General features: G+C 71.0%; 16 protein-coding genes and 1 tRNA gene. 9 read left to right on the top strand and 8 right to left on the bottom strand.

Features of this window, described 5'->3' with window-relative positions; translation table 11 throughout:
• Positions 1-2 precede the first annotated feature (2 nt).
• A complete protein-coding gene (locus tag EV193_RS31430) occupies positions 3-509 on the top strand; it encodes a hypothetical protein (RefSeq protein ID WP_130348595.1) in 507 nt (168 codons plus the stop codon).
• A gap of 172 nt (positions 510-681) precedes the next feature.
• Here EV193_RS31430 and EV193_RS31435 read toward each other — a convergent pair.
• Positions 682-757: transfer RNA gene (locus EV193_RS31435), tRNA-His, on the bottom strand.
• Positions 758-821: 64 nt separating this feature from the next.
• Positions 822-1,427 carry an oligoribonuclease gene (gene orn, locus EV193_RS31440; RefSeq protein ID WP_130348596.1) on the bottom strand — a complete coding sequence of 202 codons (606 nt, stop codon included), beginning with the start codon at positions 1,425-1,427 and terminating at the stop codon, positions 822-824.
• A gap of 130 nt (positions 1,428-1,557) precedes the next feature.
• On the opposite strand from orn, the gene EV193_RS31445 reads away from it, so the two are divergent.
• Genes EV193_RS31445 through EV193_RS31460 form a run of 5 tightly spaced genes read left to right on the top strand, consistent with a single transcriptional unit; the run spans position 1,558 to position 8,848 of the window.
• The gene (locus EV193_RS31445) at positions 1,558-3,105 is read left to right on the top strand and encodes a helicase HerA-like domain-containing protein (protein ID WP_130348597.1); all 1,548 of its coding nucleotides are present in this window, start codon (positions 1,558-1,560) and stop codon (positions 3,103-3,105) included.
• A 44-nt stretch (positions 3,106-3,149) separates the two neighbouring features.
• The gene (locus tag EV193_RS31450; RefSeq protein ID WP_130348598.1) at positions 3,150-4,625 is read left to right on the top strand and encodes a glutamate-cysteine ligase family protein; all 1,476 of its coding nucleotides are present in this window, start codon (positions 3,150-3,152) and stop codon (positions 4,623-4,625) included.
• A gap of 24 nt (positions 4,626-4,649) precedes the next feature.
• A complete protein-coding gene (locus EV193_RS33570) occupies positions 4,650-4,799 on the top strand; it encodes a hypothetical protein (RefSeq protein WP_165401573.1) in 150 nt (49 codons plus the stop codon).
• Positions 4,800-4,826: 27 nt separating this feature from the next.
• Positions 4,827-6,062 (top strand): AfsR/SARP family transcriptional regulator, encoded by a 1,236-nt coding sequence (locus EV193_RS31455; RefSeq protein ID WP_130348599.1) that lies wholly within the window; start codon positions 4,827-4,829, stop codon positions 6,060-6,062.
• Positions 6,059-8,848, top strand: a complete 2,790-nt coding sequence (locus EV193_RS31460; protein ID WP_165401574.1) for an AfsR/SARP family transcriptional regulator — start codon at positions 6,059-6,061, stop codon at positions 8,846-8,848. Before EV193_RS31455 ends, EV193_RS31460 begins: the two co-directional genes overlap by 4 nt.
• Here EV193_RS31460 and EV193_RS31465 read toward each other — a convergent pair.
• From EV193_RS31465 to EV193_RS31475, 3 genes are read right to left on the bottom strand one after another with little or no spacing between them, the layout of a single operon-like run.
• The gene (locus EV193_RS31465; RefSeq protein WP_130348601.1) at positions 8,813-9,601 is read right to left on the bottom strand and encodes an ESX secretion-associated protein EspG; all 789 of its coding nucleotides are present in this window, start codon (positions 9,599-9,601) and stop codon (positions 8,813-8,815) included. The genes EV193_RS31460 and EV193_RS31465 overlap by 36 nt on opposite strands.
• Entirely contained in the window at positions 9,598-10,809 is a 1,212-nt protein-coding gene (locus EV193_RS31470; RefSeq protein ID WP_130348602.1) for a hypothetical protein, read from the bottom strand. Before EV193_RS31470 ends, EV193_RS31465 begins: the two co-directional genes overlap by 4 nt.
• Positions 10,806-11,246, bottom strand: coding sequence for a hypothetical protein (locus EV193_RS31475; RefSeq protein WP_130348603.1), 441 nt, complete (start codon positions 11,244-11,246; stop codon positions 10,806-10,808). The genes EV193_RS31470 and EV193_RS31475 overlap by 4 nt, the downstream gene beginning before the upstream one ends.
• A gap of 181 nt (positions 11,247-11,427) precedes the next feature.
• Between EV193_RS31475 and EV193_RS31480 the strand changes: the two genes are divergently transcribed.
• The gene (locus EV193_RS31480; RefSeq protein WP_130348604.1) at positions 11,428-11,865 is read left to right on the top strand and encodes a hypothetical protein; all 438 of its coding nucleotides are present in this window, start codon (positions 11,428-11,430) and stop codon (positions 11,863-11,865) included.
• 39 nt (positions 11,866-11,904) lie between these two features.
• Positions 11,905-13,182: a hypothetical protein gene (locus EV193_RS31485; RefSeq protein WP_130348605.1), complete on the top strand. Its 1,278-nt coding sequence runs from the start codon at positions 11,905-11,907 to the stop codon at positions 13,180-13,182.
• A 113-nt stretch (positions 13,183-13,295) separates the two neighbouring features.
• Here the strand turns inward: EV193_RS31485 and EV193_RS31490 are convergent, their stop codons facing one another.
• Positions 13,296-13,517 (bottom strand): hypothetical protein, encoded by a 222-nt coding sequence (locus tag EV193_RS31490; RefSeq protein ID WP_130348606.1) that lies wholly within the window; start codon positions 13,515-13,517, stop codon positions 13,296-13,298.
• A 217-nt stretch (positions 13,518-13,734) separates the two neighbouring features.
• Here EV193_RS31490 and EV193_RS31495 point away from each other — a divergent pair, with 217 nt between their 5' ends.
• The gene (locus tag EV193_RS31495; RefSeq protein WP_130348607.1) at positions 13,735-14,967 is read left to right on the top strand and encodes an NAD(P)/FAD-dependent oxidoreductase; all 1,233 of its coding nucleotides are present in this window, start codon (positions 13,735-13,737) and stop codon (positions 14,965-14,967) included.
• A 1-nt stretch (position 14,968) separates the two neighbouring features.
• Here EV193_RS31495 and EV193_RS31500 read toward each other — a convergent pair whose 3' ends face one another.
• The gene (locus tag EV193_RS31500) at positions 14,969-15,718 is read right to left on the bottom strand and encodes an SAVMC3_10250 family protein (RefSeq protein ID WP_130348608.1); all 750 of its coding nucleotides are present in this window, start codon (positions 15,716-15,718) and stop codon (positions 14,969-14,971) included.
• A gap of 35 nt (positions 15,719-15,753) precedes the next feature.
• Entirely contained in the window at positions 15,754-17,007 is a 1,254-nt protein-coding gene (locus EV193_RS31505; protein WP_130348609.1) for a glycosyltransferase 87 family protein, read from the bottom strand.
• Between the last annotated feature and the right edge of the window lie 143 nt (positions 17,008-17,150).

The following is a 17,150-nucleotide window of genomic DNA, read 5'->3' on the forward strand; positions in this document are numbered from 1 at the left end:
ACATGCCAGAGCGCGCGCGTGCCATCGTGATGGAGGAAGCCATTCAGACCGCATGGGAGAGCGTGCAACTGCTGAACAGATCGGAATCGCAAGAGGCGAATCACGATCACGTGCTGACCGTGCTCGAAGCGGCGGTCAACGCGTACGGCAGGCGGGAGATCGCCCGCGGAGTGATCCTCTTGATCGGCTCCCTCCTCGAGTCCGTGGCCGAGGAAGGCAAATCGGAGCCCCACGAGGACGATCCGCTGAGCATGTTGTATCCGGCACTGATGCGTCAGATCCGCATCAGGTTCCCCGGAATCCCGTCCGAAACCCTGCCCATGATCGGCGCCACAGTGACCGCCGCCCTCCTCGGCGAGGACGCCGTGGCCTGGCGCGACCAGTTCGGCGAACCCGACGGCATGGAGACGTTCGGCCTCACCTGCATGCTCTGGTTGATCGCCGACTTCTTCGACTCGCTCAAAGAACCAGGATTCACCGACCAACTAGTCCGAGACTTCCTCAACTAACCCAACCCAACGCCCCAAACGCCCCCAACGCCCCCAAACGCCCCCAACGCCCCAAACGCCCCAAACGCTGGAAGGTACCCCGGTAGGAACCTGGGGGTCTGGGGGCTGGGCCCCCAGAAATAAAGACGAGCCCCACCCTGGTCCGCGCGTTCCGCGGACAGGGGGAGCCCAGTGGGGTGAGTGACGGGACTTGAACCCGCGACTTCCTGGACCACAACCAGGTGCTCTACCGACTGAGCTACACCCACCATGTGCCACGCGTGGCGCGGCTGCGACATCGTATCGTGCCGACCCGGTCGAGCCGAAACGGGTTCAGGCTTCGGGGCTGGAGAGCTTCTCGGCGACCGCCTTGGCCTGCTCGCTCGTCGGGCCGGGGTGGGGCACGAACGCGGTGCCCCGGTAGTACCGCAGCTCCCGGATCGACTCGCGGATGTCGGCCAGCGCCCGGTGTGCGAGACCCTTGTCCGGCTGGGCGTAGTAGATCCTCGGGTACCAGCGTCTGCACAGCTCCTTGATCGACGACACGTCGACCATCCGGTAGTGCAGGAACCCGTCCAGCGCCGGCATGTCGCGCGCGATGAAGCCGCGGTCGGTGGCGATCGAGTTGCCGGCCAGCGGCGCGGTGCGCGGCTCCGGCACGTGCTCGCGCACGTAGTCGAGCACCAGTTTCTCCGCCTCGGCCAGCGTGGTGGTGGACGAGCGCGCCTGTTCGGTGAGGCCGGATTTCGCGTGCATGTCGCGTACGACGTCCGGCATCCCGTCCAGCAGCGCGTCCTCTGCGTGGATCACCAGGTCCACGCCGTCGCCGAGGACGTTCAGCTCGGAGTCGGTCACCAACGCCGCGATCTCGATCAAGGCGTCCTTGCCGAGGTCGAGCCCGGTCATCTCACAGTCGATCCACACCAGACGGTCCGTCACTCGAGGGAGCTTATCCCGACACGGCGGGTTAACCCGCGTTCGACTGGCGTACACGCCTGTCCGGACTAGGCTTCGCAACCGGCAATGGGGCGCTCGGCGCGGGTCCGAGCCAGAGTGCGAGGAGGCTCGCGTGGCAGAGAATTCCGCCGCGGCGCAGGAGATCGCCGCCGGCTACACCACCACCGGCAAGGCGCTCGAGCTCGGCACTGTCGTGGTGGACGGCACGGTCGATCCGTCGGCGAAGGTGCGCATTCCGCTGGCGATGCTGAACCGGCACGGTCTTGTCGCGGGCGCCACGGGTACCGGTAAGACGAAGACGTTGCAGGCGCTCGCCGGGCAGCTGTCCGATGCCGGTGTGCCGGTGGTGCTGGCCGACGTGAAGGGCGACCTGTCCGGTCTCGCCCAGGCGGGCCAGGCCAACGACAAGGTGACCCAGCGGTCCACGGACACCGGCGACGACTGGGCGCCGACCGCGTACCCGGTGCAGTTCATGTCACTGGGCACCGGTGGCACCGGCGTGCCGATCCGCGCGACGATCACCGGTTTCGGGCCGATCCTGCTGTCGAAGGTGCTCGGCCTGAACGAGACGCAGGAGTCCACCCTCGGGTTGATCTTCCACTGGGCGGACCAGAAGGGCCTGCCGCTGCTGGACACGAAGGACCTGCGCTCGGTGATCCAGCACCTCACCAGTGACGCGGGCAAGGCGGACCTGCAGGGAATCGGCGGAGTATCGGCGTCCACAGCCGGCGTGATCCTGCGCTCGCTGTCCAACCTGGAGGCGCAGGGCGGCGAGGACTTCTTCGGCGAGCCGGAGCTGGCGGTGGCGGATCTGATCCGCCAGGCCGAGGGCAGTGATCGCGTCCGGGGCATGGTCACGCTGCTGGAGCTGGACAACCTGCAGGCCAAGCCGCAGTTGTTCTCCACGTTCCTGATGTGGCTGCTGGCCGAGCTGTTCCAGGAGTTGCCCGAGGCCGGTGACCTGGACGCGCCGAAGCTGGTGTTCTTCTTCGACGAGGCGCACCTGCTGTTCGACAACGCGTCGAAGGCGTTCCTCGACCAGATCGAGCAGACGGTGAAGCTGATCCGGTCCAAGGGTGTCGGCGTGTTCTTCTGCACGCAGTTGCCGACCGACGTGCCGAACGCGGTGCTGTCGCAGCTCGGCGCGCGGGTGCAGCACGCGCTGCGGGCGTTCACGCCGGAGGACCAGAAGGCGTTGTCCCAGACGGTGAAGACGTACCCGACGACGCCGCACTACAAGCTGGACAAGGCGCTCACCTCGCTCGGGATCGGCGAGGCGATCGTGACCGTGCTGTCCGAACAGGGCGCGCCGACGCCGGTGGCGTGGACCAGGTTGCGCGCGCCGAGGTCGCTGATGGGCCCGATCGGCGCGGACGCGGTGAAGCAGGCCGCGGCGGCGTCCGACCTGCACGGCAAGTACGCCGAGACGGTGGACCGCGAGTCGGCCTACGAGATGATGGCGAACAAGGCGGCGCCGGCTCAGGAGGGCGCACCGGCCGAGGCGCCCGAACAGCAGGAAGCGCCGCGCGACAAGGACGATCCGGGATTCGCCGAGAAGGTGATGGGCAACCCGGCGGTGAAGTCGTTCTTCCGGTCCGCGGCGAGCTCGATCGGCCGGGAGGTCACCCGCAGCCTGTTCGGCACCCGCCGCCGTAGGTGAGCTGACCCTGGCGTGACCGGCGTCACACGTCGCACACTGACGTCATGGGCAAAGACGTTCAGGCGACCGTGTTCACCAGAGCCGACCGGCAGCGGTTTCGGCAGAAGGTGCGCACCTGCCTGGACGTCTTCGCACAGATGCTCGCCGAGGCGCGGTTCGACGCGGACCGGCCGATGGCGGGCCTGGAGATCGAGCTGAACCTGGTCGACGGGCAGGGCGATCCGGCGATGCGCAACGCGCGCGTGCTGGACGCGATCTCCGATCCGGCGTTCCAGACCGAGCTGGGCCAGTTCAACATCGAGATCAACATCCCGCCGCAGCGGCTGGACCCGAGTGGCCTCGCCGCGTTCGAGGACGGCGTGCGCGCGAGCCTGAACGTGGCCGAGCGGCACGCCGCCGAGGTCGGCGCGCACATCGTGATGATCGGGATCCTGCCGACGTTGCGGCGCCGGCACATGCACGCCGAGACGCTGTCGGCGAACCCGCGCTATGCCCTGCTCAACGAGCAGATCTTCGCCGCGCGCGGGGAGGATCTGGAGATCGACATCCGGGGCGTCGAGCGGCTGCTCACCCAGGCCGACACGATCGCGCCGGAGAGCGCGTGCACCAGCGTGCAGTACCACCTGCAGGTGGCGCCGGAGAACTTCGCGCGGTTCTGGAACGCGAGTCAGGCGATCGCCGGGATCCAGGTGGCGCTGGGCGCGAACGCGCCGTACCTGTTCGGCAAGCAGCTCTGGCCGGAGACCAGGATCGCGCTGTTCGAGCAGGCCACGGACACCCGGCCGGACGAGCTGAAGGCGCAGGGCGTGCGCCCACGCGTGTGGTTCGGGGACCGGTGGATCACCTCGATCTTCGATCTGTTCGAGGAGAACGTGCGGTACTTCTCCGCGCTGCTGCCGCTGATCGAGGACGAGGACCCGGCCGCCGTGCTGGCCAGGGGCGACACGCCGGAACTGGGGGAGCTGCGGCTGCACAACGGCACGATCTACCGGTGGAACCGGCCGATCTACGACGTGGTGAAGGGGCGGCCGCACCTGCGTGTGGAGAACCGCGTGCTGCCCGCCGGGCCGACGGTCGTCGACGTGCTGGCCAACGGCGCGCTGTACTTCGGCCTGGTGCGCGCGCTCGCCGACGAGGACCGTCCACTGTGGACCCAGATGAGCTTCTCGGCGGCGGAGGAGAACTTCCACGCGGGCGCGCGCGCCGGGTTGGACGCGCGGGTGTACTGGCCCGGCGTCGGTGAGGTGGGTGTGGCGGAGCTGGTGCTGCGGCGGCTGCTTCCGTTGGCGCACACGGGTTTGGAGCGCTGGGGCGTGTCGGCCGAGGATCGCGATCGGCTGCTGGGGATCATCGAGCAGCGGTGTATCACCGGGCGCAACGGCGCGGTGTGGCAGACCCGGGTGGTGCACGACATCGAGGAGACGACCTCCGCGGACCGGCCGGCCGCGCTGCGCCAGATGACGCAGCGGTACGCCGAGCTGATGCACACCAACGAACCGGTGCACACCTGGCCCATGTGATCGCGAGTCCCGCGCTGGAGCACGGTGAGTCCCGCGCTGTGCATCGTGCAGGGCGCGGGACTCACCGGTGCAGGGCGCGGGACTCGCGCCGACGCCGACCAGGCGTACTCGCTGGTGTTGCGGCCGCTGGCGCCGGACGAGGTGCGCACGGGGTTGCCGAACGGCGCGCGCTGAGCGGTGTGACCACGGCATACTCGGCGCGTGAGGCAGAGCGGTGGCACCACGTTCGCCGTGTTGGGCACGGTGGAGATGCGCGACGCCGGCGGCGAGATGATCTCGGTCGGCCGGCCGGGTCGCCGCGCGCTGCTCGCCCTGATGTTGTTGCGCGCCAACAGGGTCGTGACCGTGGACGACATCGTGCGGCAGCTCTGGGGCGATCAGCCGCCGGCCACCGCCCGTGCGCAGGTGCACGCGCTGGTGTCGGCGCTGCGGCAGGCGATCCCCGGCGGTCGGGACGTGCTGTGCACCCACGATCAGGGGTACGTCCTGCGGGTCGAGCCGGACGCGCTGGACCTGCTGCGGTTCGAGCACGGGCTGGCGCACGCCTCGGTCGAGCAGGACAAGTCGGTGGCGGCCGCCGCGTTCCGGTCGGCGCTCCGCCTGTGGCGCGGTACCCCGTTCACCGGCGTGGACGCCGCGTTCGTGGACCGGGTCCGGCGCCGGCTCGACGAGCAGCGGCTGCACGCGCTGGAGCAGGTGATCGACATCGAGCTGGGGTTGGGCCGGCACACCGAGGTGATCGGCGAGCTGACCGAGCTGGTCGCCGCGCACCCGCGCCGGGAGCGGCTGCACCGCCGGCTCATGCTCGCGCTGTACCGCGACGGACGGGCGGCCGAGGCGATGGATGCCTATCGTGCGTGCCAGGCCGCGTTGGCCGAGGCGGGCGTGTCACCGTCGGCCAAGCTCGACGCGCTGGCCAAGCGCGTGCTGGGCAGTGATCGGACGCTGAACCTGGTGTCCCGCAAGGGAAACAGCCGGCTACCCGATGCGCCCGCGAACGTGCCGCACGACGAGCGGCTGGGCGAGCTGCTGTCCGATGTGGACGGTGCGCCGAGGATCACCGCGATCACCGGGCCGCCCGCCGCCGGCAAGTCGGCGCTCGCCGTGGCGTGGGCGCACCAGGTCGCCGGTCGGTTCGCCGACGGTGTGCTCTACGTCGATCTCGCCGCCACACCCGACCCGGCCGACGCGCTCGCCGAGCTGCTCGACGGGCTCGGCGTCACCGAGCACCCCGAGGACCTCGCCGAGCGGGCGGCGCTGTTCCGCTCGACCGTGCACGGCATGCGGGCGCTGCTGGTGCTGGACAACGCGCGCGACACCGCGCAGGTGCGGAACCTGTTGCCCGGCAGCGACTCCTGCGTGGTCGTGGTGACCAGCCGCGACCGGCTCGCGGGCCTCGCCGCCCGGTTCGGCGCGCGGCGATTGGAACTGTCGTGAGCACCTGGTTCGGGGTGCTCGGCCCGCTGGAGATCCGCGACGGCGACGCGCCCGTGCCGATCACCCGCCCTCGGCAGCGGTCGCTGGTCGCCGTGCTGCTCGCCGAGCCCAACCGCGTGGTCTCCGTGGACGAGGTGATCAACCGCATCTGGGGCGACGACCCGCCGGCGACCGCGCGGCCGCAGGTGCACGCGATGGTGTCCGCGGTGCGCAGGGCGCTGCCGGACGGCGAGCGCGTGCTGCGCACCCAGACCTCCGGTTACCAGCTCGAAGTGACCGCCGCGACGCTGGACATGCTGGCGTTCGACGAGGCGGTCGCGGCCGGGCAGCCGCGCGAGGCTTTGCGACTGTGGCGGGGCGAGCCGTTCTCCGGGGTGGACGGCGAGTCGCTGGCCACGCCGAGGCGGGTGCTCACCGAGCGGTACCTGGCCGTCGTCGAGCAGCTCGCCGACGCGGAGCTGGAGGGCGGTGCACAGCGCATGGTGGCCGCCGAACTGCGGGCGCTGGTCGAGCGGTATCCGCTGCGGGAAGGCCTGCGGCGGCGGCTCATGATCGCGCTGTACCGCGACGGCCGGGCGGGTGAGGCGCTGGAGACCTACCGCGCCGGGCAGCGTGCGCTGGCCGAGGAGCACGGGTTGGACCCGTCACCGGCGCTGCACGAGCTGGCCGCGCGGATCGAGGTGCGGGACCCGTCGCTGGCGCGTGCCGTGCCCCGGCAGCTTCCGCTCACCCCGGCGGCGTTCACCGGGCGCGCGGCCGAGCTGGCCCAGCTGGACGAGCTGCGGCACGCCGGTGCGCGGGTGATCGGGCTGGCCGGGACCGGCGGTGTCGGCAAGACCGCGCTCGCCACACACTGGGCGCACCGGATCGCCGCGGAGTTCGGCGACGGGCAGCTGTACGTCGATCTTCGCGGGTACGACCCGGACGCGCCCCGGCACCCGGCCGACGCGATGGCCTCGCTGTTGCGCGCGCTCGGCGTCCCGGCGCCGGACGTGCCATCCGACGACGGCGACCGGGCCGCGCTCTACCAGTCCACTGTGGACGGTCGGAACCTGTTGCTGCTGCTGGACAACGCGCGCGACGCCGAACACGTGCGCCCGCTGCTGCCGGGTGCCGCGTCCTGCCTGACCGTGGTGACCAGCCGGCACAGCCTCGACGTGTTCGACTACGTCGTCACGCTGGACACGCTGGCCGCCGACGACGCGCTGGCCCTGCTCGCCGCGTTGATCGGGGAGCGGGTGCGTGGCGAGCCGGACGCCGCCGCGCGGCTGGCCGACCGGTGCGCCCGACTCCCGCTGGCGCTGCGCATCGCCGCCGAGCGCGCGGCCGAGCGGGCCGACGTGCCGCTGGCGGACCTGGTCGAGGAGTTGGCCGACGAGCGGACCGTGCTGCACGCGCTGGACACCGGGGACGACCCGCACACCGCCGTGGCCGCCGTGTTCTCCTGGTCCTACCGCCAGCTCGACGCCGAGCCGGCGCGCGCGTTCCGGCTGCTCGGCCTGCACCGCGGCCCGCACCTGGACGCCGCCGCGGCCGCCGCGCTGCTGGACGTCGATCCGGCGACCGCGGCCGATCTGCTGGATCGCCTGCGCCGGGTGCACCTGCTGGAAACCGTTGGCGCGCAACGGTTCGCCATGCACGACCTGCTGCGGGTGTTTGCCGCCGAGCTGGCCGCGACGGCGGAGAAGGAGCAGGTCAGGACCGCGGCGCGGACCCGCCTGGACGATCACTACCAGGCCGGCGCGGCCGCGGCGATGGACGCGCTGTACCCGGCCGAGCGGGGCAAGCGCCCTACCGCGTCGGGCCGACTGCCGAGCCCGTCGAGCGCGCGCCGGTGGCTGGACGTCGAGCTGCCGAACCTGATGACCGTCGGCGACACGCACGTAATCGGCCTGTGCGCGACCGTGTGGCGGCACCTGGAGACGATCGGCCGCTACGACGAGGCGACTGTCCTCTGTGGACGGTCAGCGGAGGTGGCCGTGCGCAGGGGCGACCGTGCCGCGCACGCGTTCGCCCGCACCGCCGGCGGGCAGGTCTGCTGGCGGCAGGGCCGGTTCGACGCCGCGCGCGAGCACCTGCAGACGGCCGCCGCGCTGTACCGCGAGCTGAGGGATCACGCCGGGCGTGCCTGGGTGCTGCTCAACCTGGGTGTGGTGGACGAGCGCGCGCGGCGCTACGGCCTGGCCGCGGCGCATCTGCGTGAGGCGGCCGCGCTGTACACCGAGCTGGGTGACGACGGCGGGCTGGCCGACGCGCTCGGCAACCTCGGCGTGGTGCACGAGCAGACCGGCGACTACGACCAGGCGGTGCGGCTGCAGAAGCGGGCGTTCGCGCTGCACCTGGACGGCGACAACCCGGCCGGGCAGGCCAACGCGCTGGGCAACGTCGGGATCGTGCACCACCGCACCGGCCGGCACGAGCCCGCGGTGTCCTGCCTGCGCCAGGCGCTGGCCCTGTTCGAGTCGATCTCCGACCGGGCCGGCGAGGCGGAGGCGCTGGCCTACCTCGGCGCGAGCCTGCACGCGCTCGGCGAGACCGCGGCGGCGGGCGAGCACCTGGAGCGGGCCATGGCGATCGCGCGGGACCTCGACAGCGCCCGCGTCCAGGCCAACGCGCTGAACGGGCTCGGCGAACTGGCCGCCGCGGCGGGCGACCCCCGCCACGCGCTCGCCGCACACACCGCCGCGTTGCGGCTCGCCGAATCCGTCGGGGACACCGAGCAGCGAATTCGCGCCGAGGCGGGAATCGGTTCAGCGGAGCTGGGAATCGACGATTCCCCGCAGTGACTGCTCGATTCGCGCGTTGTCCCCGGGAACGTACGTGGTCCACAACGCGCCGTTCCCGTCGGCCGTCGTCATGGCGAAATGGCGCGTGATTCCGCGCGGGCCCGAGGTGTCGAACCAGGTGAGCGGCTGCAGCAGTTCCCGTTCGGAGAACGGGACGAACGCGCCGCACCGCACGACCGGATTGCTGAATATCTTCGCCACCGAGGCGGGCGCGCCGGGCGTGCCGGCCCGATGCGCGCTCGGCGCGTCGATGTCGTCGAACAGCGCGAACTCCTCGTCCTCCCGCGTCTGGGGGACCTGCTGCCCGGACGGCACGGTCACCGACGTCCCGGTCGCCGGCTCGGCGTCCGGTATCAGTGCCACGACCGCGTTGACCAGCGACGACGTGCCAAGATCGGCCACGTAGACGGTGTCGCCGTGCTGCTGCGCGAGTACCGCGTCCCGGCGGTACCACGCGCCCCTGGCGAGCAGGTGCTCGCCGGGGAAGGTGCCCATCGCGATGATGCCGACCGGACCGGACGTGATCGCGGAGAACGCACGCTCGGCGTCCGGCACGAGCCCGCCGGCGCGCAGCACGCCGGCCGATTCCAATTCGCTCCGGGCTTTCGCGTGAAACGATTCCCGCTCCGCCGTCGTGGTGTACGGATAATCCGCCTCGAACGGCTGAGGCATGTCGCCCAATTCGAATTCGGCGAGCAACGCGGTCATCGCCGCGCGGCCGAGTGTCCAGGTGTGCACCGTCGCGCTGGTCATGACTGCTCGGAGCTTTCCTGATTCGCGTCGGCCGGTGGCGGCGCGGTCACGTCACTTCCGATGACCGGCGTCACCGGGCGCGGCAGATCGCCGTACCAGTACTCCTTCTCGTCCCATTCGTCGACGATGTAGGAGTTGCTGTGCTCGGTGTCGTCGTCGCCCCGCCGGCCGCCCATACCCGGCGCGCCGAAGAGCCCGGGGGACATGCCGGCCCGGCCGTGGCCCGCCATCCCGCCGGCGGCCGGCACCCCCGAGCCGCCGCTGTGGAACGGCATCGACGGGTTCGTGCGCCCGCTGCCGACCTGTGGCCCGCCGGCCAGCGCGTCGCGCCCCCGCGAACCCGATCCGTCGGACGACCCGGCCGAGCCAGGTGATCCGCCGGTCGAGGTCCCCGGCGGCATCGCGGCCGGGTCACCCGGCGCGAATCCGGCCGCCGAGGTGGTGCCCACCGGCGTGCCGCCGACCAGGGGAGTACCGCCGTACTGCGAGATCTCCGGTGTCGGGCTCGCCTTGCCGGACGACGCCAGCCGGGGCGGCGGCGTGAACAGCGGCTGGCGCGCCGCCGCGGTCTGCAGGCGCTGGTCGTAGTCGGTCATCACGACGACCGCCTCCCGCTTGGCGTCCTGGCTCGCCTGCTGCTGCTGGAGCGTCTGGAGCACCTGGGCGTTCAGGTTCTGCGGGTTCTGCGGCCACGACTCGAGCTGCGTGCGCAGGTCGAACGGCACCGGTTCGGGCATCTTGTTGTGCGCCGCGCTGGCCGCGTCGCCCTGCATGCTGACCTGGTGTGACACCAGTTGCGCGCCGCGGCCGGTCTCGTCGCTCCAGGTGGCCATCGACGTGGTGTACGTGCGCGCCTGCTCGGCGGCCTCGCCCTGCCACACCGCGTCCGCCCGGTTGATCTGCTCCCGCAGCCGGTCGGAGAACCGCGCCATCGCGTTGGCCAGCTTCGACCACGACTCGGAGACGTCGCCGACCTGGCCGGCCGACAGGTTCTCGGTCACCATGTCCTTGAGCCGGCCGTGCTCGTAGCCCTGGTAGGCCGACTCGGGCACCGGCGCGTCGTCGCGGAACTCCACGCCCTTGCTGAGCTGCTTGCGCTCCTCCCACCACGCGGTGGTGGACCACCAGCGCGCCTCGTTGGCGGTGCCGCCGGAGGCCAGGATCTCCGCGTTCATCTGGCGCTGGTGGGTGTACTCGTCCTCGCTCATCGGCCCTGCCTCCCGGCCTTGTTGAACGTGTCGACGGCGTCGCGCTCGCGTTCCACGTAGTGCTTGGCGGCGTCGCGGAACGCCCGCGCGCACTGCTTGCACGCGGTTTCGAGCTGCGTGATCGTGTCGAGGAAGGACTCGGCCGCCTCGTGCTGGTACTTGGCCACCCGCGTGGCGTAGGGGCTGGAGCCGAGCTTCGGGTGCTGGCCGGCGGTGAGCATGCCGATCTTGATCCAGTAGATCTCGTCGACCATCTGGTCGTACGCGTCGGCGATGCCCTTCGCGCTCACCGGGTCGACGGCGACGCTGCCCTTCGCGGCCATGTCGCGCAGCTTGTCGGCGTCGTCGGTCATCTGCTTCATCGACGCCGGTGCGAACCCGGCGCCGCCGGCCGTGGCGCCGCCGTGCGGCTGGAACCTCTTGTCCGGTCCGTCCATCGCGTGCCCCGCTCCCGTGTGCTCCTGAACTCAGACGGTGGTCAGTTCATCACCGTTCCCCTGTTGCCGGTAGCAGACCATTCCTCCGCTATGCGCCGGCTATACGCGGCGGTTCGGGATGTATAGCCGACGCATAGGACCGGTCGCATCTCATGTGTGCCGCCGACGAACGGGAGGGCACATGGGCAAGGAGACACCGCCCGAGCTGCGCACGGTGCTGCGCCGGCTGGAGGACATCACCGACATGCACAAGGAGCGGATCGACTTCATCAAAGGCAGGTGGGACACGCTGCGCCACAAGGAGCCGGCCGACGCCGAGGCCGTGCGCAAGGTGGCGGAGAGCCCGGACGCCAGCCCCGAGTTGAAGGCGGTCGCGAAGGCGGTGGCCGACGGCAAGACCACCTGGGAGAAGGCGGTCAAGGGCGAGGCCGACCACCTGCCTGAGGTGCAGGTGTTCTACCAGGCCGAGCGGGTGCGGATGGTCGAGCGGATCCGCGCCGCCACCGAGGACAGCGCCGGGGACAGCGCCGGGGAGCCCGCCGAACCGGCGCCGCGCCGCCCGAAGCCCACCGACAGCGGACTCGACGAGCACGAGCCCGCCGTCTTCCAGGACTGGTGACCGGACCGGGTCACCCCACAACCAACGAAGGGCATCACCATGCCAGAGGGATTCGACGTCGAGCCGGGGCACGTGTCCGGCTACTCCGGGCTGGCCGCCGTCACGGCGAACGACTGCCGCAGCATCGGGCGCTACATCATGGAGCACGCCACCAGCGACGAGAACTTCGGCGCCGTGATGGACCTGCTCAAGGCACCGGTGGACAGCTATGCGGAGATGACCGACGACCGGATCGGCGATCGGGGCCTCACGCTGGACTACGCCTCCGGCTCGCTGGAGGACACCGCGTGGACTTACCACCAGGCCGAGGGCGGCAACGCCGAGCGGTTCCGCTCATTCGAGGTCCACGGCGAGGACATGCCGCCCCGGATGGTCGAGCAGAGCCTGCCCGGCACCGTCAGCTACCAGCCCGAGCAGGACATCGGCGGCCTGCTCACCGCGCCGGACGCGCCGGAGGAGGCCGACGTCGAGGCGCTGGTCGAGGAGTACGCCAGCGACACCGTGCAGACGATCGACGGGATCGTGCGGTTCGTCACCGACAAGTGCCCCGGCATCGACGAGTGGAGCCCGGTCGAGGCGATCGTCAACCCGTTGATCGGCAACTGGAACGCCCTCAAGCAGAAGGGCGAGGCGATGGTGATCGCGGGCGAGGCGGCCGAGGCGGCGGCCGGCAACCTCACCACCGGGCTGACCACGCTGGACGGGCACTGGGACGGCGGAGCCGCGCGGAGCTTCGACGGCTACCTCGGCAAGCTGTCCGCCGCGCTGGACTACGAGGGCGCGCTGGCCCGAGTCGCCTCGCAGGTCTACAACGGCGTGGCCTATCTGGTCGAATGGATCGCGATCGGCGCGGTGAAGGCGCTCAGTTTCGGCGTGGAGATCATTCGCAGGTACACGCCGGGCAGCGGCTGGGTGTCGGTCGCCTCGGACATGTTCGGCAGCGTGCTCGGCGGCGACAATCCGCTCCAGGAGTTGATCGACGACGCGCGCGAGGCGTGGCACTTCTTCGAGGACGCCATGGCGATCATCGAGATGCTGCGGGAACTGCCCGGGCAGATCGAGTCGCTGCTGGGCATGCTGTCCGACCCGCTCGGCGCGCTGGAGCAGTACGGCGAGGACCAGCTGATGGAGGAGATCGAGCCGCTGCGCGAGCAGCTGAACGCGCCGGAGCTGGACATCGACCCGTCGGAAGTGCCCGGTGAGCTGTTCGAGTTCGGACAGGATCTCGCCGAGGTGGCCGACACCGACACGCTGCACGACGCGCCCACGCCGGAGGACCCGTGGGCAGCGGGGCAGAACCCGACTCGGGCCGGCTGAGGACAGGCCGGCCCTGTAGATAAGGGCTTGACAAACGCGAAAAGGGAATTCAGCGGGCTCAATCCCGGGGGGACCGACGGGATTCAGCGGGCTCGATCCCGGGCTGGGTGGGGTCAGTACCCGCCGTTGATCTCCTGCGGGCTGGTGCCGGAGGCGATCATCACGGCGTCACGCAGTGCGGCGCGGAGCCGGCCGACGTCGAGTGGGGACAGCACCGCCGCTTCGCCCGGCGGTGTCACCACCACGACCTGGCCGGCGCCGGCGATCACTTGAAGATCGCGCTTGCGCCCGGACATGTCCTTACAGCTGATGTGCCACTCGTTGCGGCTGCTCACGGTCCCCAGCCTCCAGGTAACCCTGTGCTCGGCCCGGCGCCTTTCGCCGGTGACAACGGTGGGACGCCCGGAGGCCGAACCCATGACGTGGATCATGACATACCTTCGCGTCGGTCCAGGAGTGGTCACGGTTTCGTTGTCACCGAAGGGTTTCCCGCGCGTCTGTCGGGCTGGCCCACTAGCGTCGTGAGGGGAGCGTCGCGAGCAGGAGGTGGTCATGACCGAGCCCGAGCGCATCGTGATCGTCGGATCCGGCCTGGCAGGAGCGTCGGCGGCGGCCGGCCTGCGGGAGGGCGGTTACTCCGGTGCGGTGAAGATCATTGGCCAGGAGTCGCATCGTCCTTACGAACTGCCGGCCCTGTCGAAGGACCTCCTGCTCGGCGATGCGGAGGAGCCCAACTGGGTGCACGAGGCGGGCTACTACGGCGAGCACGACATCGAGCTGATCGGTTCCACCGCGATCACGCAGCTGCACCTCGGCAACCGTGTGCTGGTCGACGAGAACGGCGGCGAGCACTCCTATGACCGGCTGCTGCTGGCCACCGGATCGCAGCCGCGCACCCTGCCGGTGCCCGGCGGCGCGCTGCCCGGGCTGCACCTGCTGCGCACGCTGGACGACTCCCGCGAGCTTCGGGCGACGCTCACCGAGGGCGCGCGGGTGGTCGTGATCGGCGCCGGCTGGATCGGCTGCGAGGTCGCCTCCGCGGCACGCAAGCACGGCGCGGAGGTCACCGTCGTCGAGCCGCTTTCCCTTCCGCTGCACCGGGTTCTGGGCGACACGATCGCCGGCGTGTTCCGCGACCTGCACGCCGAGCACGGGGTGACCTGGCGGCTGGGTACCGGGGTGACCGAGCTGATCGCCGGGGAGTCCGGCGAGGTCGGCGGGGTGCGGCTGGCCGACGGGAGCACGCTGGACGCCGACGTCGTGGTGGTCGCGGTCGGCGCGTCCCCGCGCACGGCGCTGGCCAGGCAGGCCGGCTTGGAGCTGTCCGAGGAGACCGGCGGCGGGGTGGACACCGACGCGACGCTGCGCAGTTCCGCGCCGGACGTGTTCGCCGCGGGTGACATCGCCGCGCACTTCCACCCGCGCTACGGCCGGCGGGTGCGGGTCGAGCACTGGTCCAACGCGAAGGACCAGGGTACGCACGTCGCGGCCAACCTGCTCGGCGCGCACGAGAACTACACGGCCAGCCCGTACTTCTTCACCGACCAGTACGACCTCGGCATGGAGTACCGCGGGCTGGCCGACCCGTTCACCGACGAACTGGTGGTGCGCGGCGACCTCGGCGCGCGGGAGTTCACCGCGTTCTGGTTGCACGACGGCGCGGTCGCGGCCGCGATGAACGTCAACATGTGGGACGACGGCGACGCGCTGCAGGCATTGGTGGACAACGCGAAGCAGGTGTCGGCGGACGACCTGCGGACCGCCGACCTCGGCTCGCTGGTCTGAGCTAACCGTCGCCGGGCGGCGCGTACTCGACGTAGAGCGGGCTCGCCACGACGCAGCGGACAGCACCGTCGCGCGTCGTCGACGGGGCGATGTCCGCGGTGACCCGCGCGAAGCCGGTCAGCAACGTGGCGGTCTCCGGGTGCAGCCGGTCGTCGACGGCGTGCAGCAGGCGTGCCGTCGCGTCCGGCAGGTGCGTGCGCGCCACCGCGGACGGCGCGTTCGGCTGGCAGTCCAGCGACGCGTTCGGCTGCGCCTCGAGAATCCGCAGCAGCAGTTCGATGCTGTCCTTGGTGAAGATCGACGCACCGCTGCAGCCGGACTCGGCGTCCCGCTGACGGTGATTGCCGAGGTCGACGTCCTCGCCGCGCGGCGCGGTGAAGACCGGTGGGTTGTCGATCAGCAGGTGCCGCGCCGAGCCGTGCAGGATCAGCCTGGTCGAGCTCTCGGCCGCCGCACCGTGGTCGACGAACAGCACGAGATCCCCGAACCGCTCGACCCGCAGGTGGTTCAGCGGCGCCTCGAACTGCACCCAGCGTCCCGGCGCGAGCGGGGCGGCGGTGTACCACTGGGCGTAGTTGCTGATGTCGTTGATGATCTTTTCGAGCCGAGCGTGCTTGCGCTCGCCGGCGGTCTTGGTGAAGTCCGCGTCGACGTGATCGGTCTTGATCTTGATCTGCGGGCGCGGCAGAGCCCGGACCTCCGGAAGGAACTGCCCCAGTTTGACGTCGCTCAAGTAGACGAGTTCACGCACGGCTCACCTCCAGTCGTGCTGGAGGCCAGAATACGCTAGCGGCTCGACTGATTACCGTGCGCCGTCGAGACAGGCGGCTCGTCGGCGGGTTCGTCGGCGCGCCGGTAGGTGCGCCACGCCAGCGCGATCAGGAAGGCGAGCCCGAGCCACACGTAGACGTTGCCGACCAGGTGCTGCCAGGGCGCCCAGGCCAGCTCGCGGCCGAACTCGTGCGGCAGGAACCACTGCGGCGCGACCAGGAACACCGCCACCATCGCGGCGAAGCCGATCGTGGTGAGCCGGCCGCGCCGGTGTAGCCGCAGCGCCACCCACAGTCCGGCCGGCACCGCCCACACCCAGTGGTGCGTCCAGGACACGGGGGAGGCGAGCAGGCCGGCGGTGGCCACGGCGAGCAGCGCCGCGGTCGGGTTGCCCGCCGCGCGTGCCCGCCGCACCGCGCGCCAGCAGATCAGGGTGACCGCCGCCGCGCCGAGCAGCCAGAGCAGCCGGGGCAGCGCCGCGCCGTCCAGGTCCAGCCGGTGCACGAATCCGCTGAGCGACTGGTTGCCCGCGTAGCTCGGGCCGCCGATCCGCTCGGTCTCGCCGAGCGCGCCGAACCAGTACGCCCGGGTGGCACTGGGCGCGGCGAGCCAGCCGATCAGCGTGGCGACCACGAACGTCACCCCGGCCACGATCGGGGGACGCCATTGGCGTGACGGCAGGAAGAACAGCACGAAGTACGCGGGCGTCAGCTTGATCGCCGCGGCGATGCCGATCAGCATGCCGCGCGGCCACGGCGTGCGGGGCAACAGACAGTCGGCGAGCACGAGGGCCATCAGGATCAGGTTGATCTGCCCGTAGCTGATCGTCTCCCGGACCGGCTCGCTGGCCAGCCCGATCACCGTCGCGGCGCCGGCGAACCAGGCGGCCTTCGACGTGCGGCCGTACCGCCGCCGGGCCACCGCGAACGTGACACCGCACAGTGAGAGCAGCGACCCGCCGGTGACCACGGCCGCGGCGACCACCCACGGCAGCACGGCCAGCGACACGAACAGGATCGCGGCGAACGGCGGGTAGGTGAACGGGTAGCCGGTGCCGGACAGTGTGCCGAAGTCCTTGGCGTACAACGGAATTCCGTCGAGCAACGCCTGCCCGCCGGCGCGGTACACGGCGATGTCCAGGAAGTCGATCAAGTTCCGCACGAGCCAGCAGAACAGCACCATCAGCTCGAAGAACAGCGCGAGCCCGCCGGCGATCCCGATCAGCCGTAGCGGCCGCCGCACCTCGGGGACGATCTCGATGACACCCACCCCCGACGGACCACGCCCCGCGCCGCTCGCTGGACGGGTGAGGAATTCTAGCCACCACGCGGCCGGCTACCACACGAGACATGGTCCCGGCCGTCTCATACTCGTTTCCCGGGCAATTCCGTCGTATTCGCATATGGATGATG

The organism is Herbihabitans rhizosphaerae (assembly GCF_004216555.1).
GTDB lineage: Bacteria > Actinomycetota > Actinomycetes > Mycobacteriales > Pseudonocardiaceae > Herbihabitans > Herbihabitans rhizosphaerae.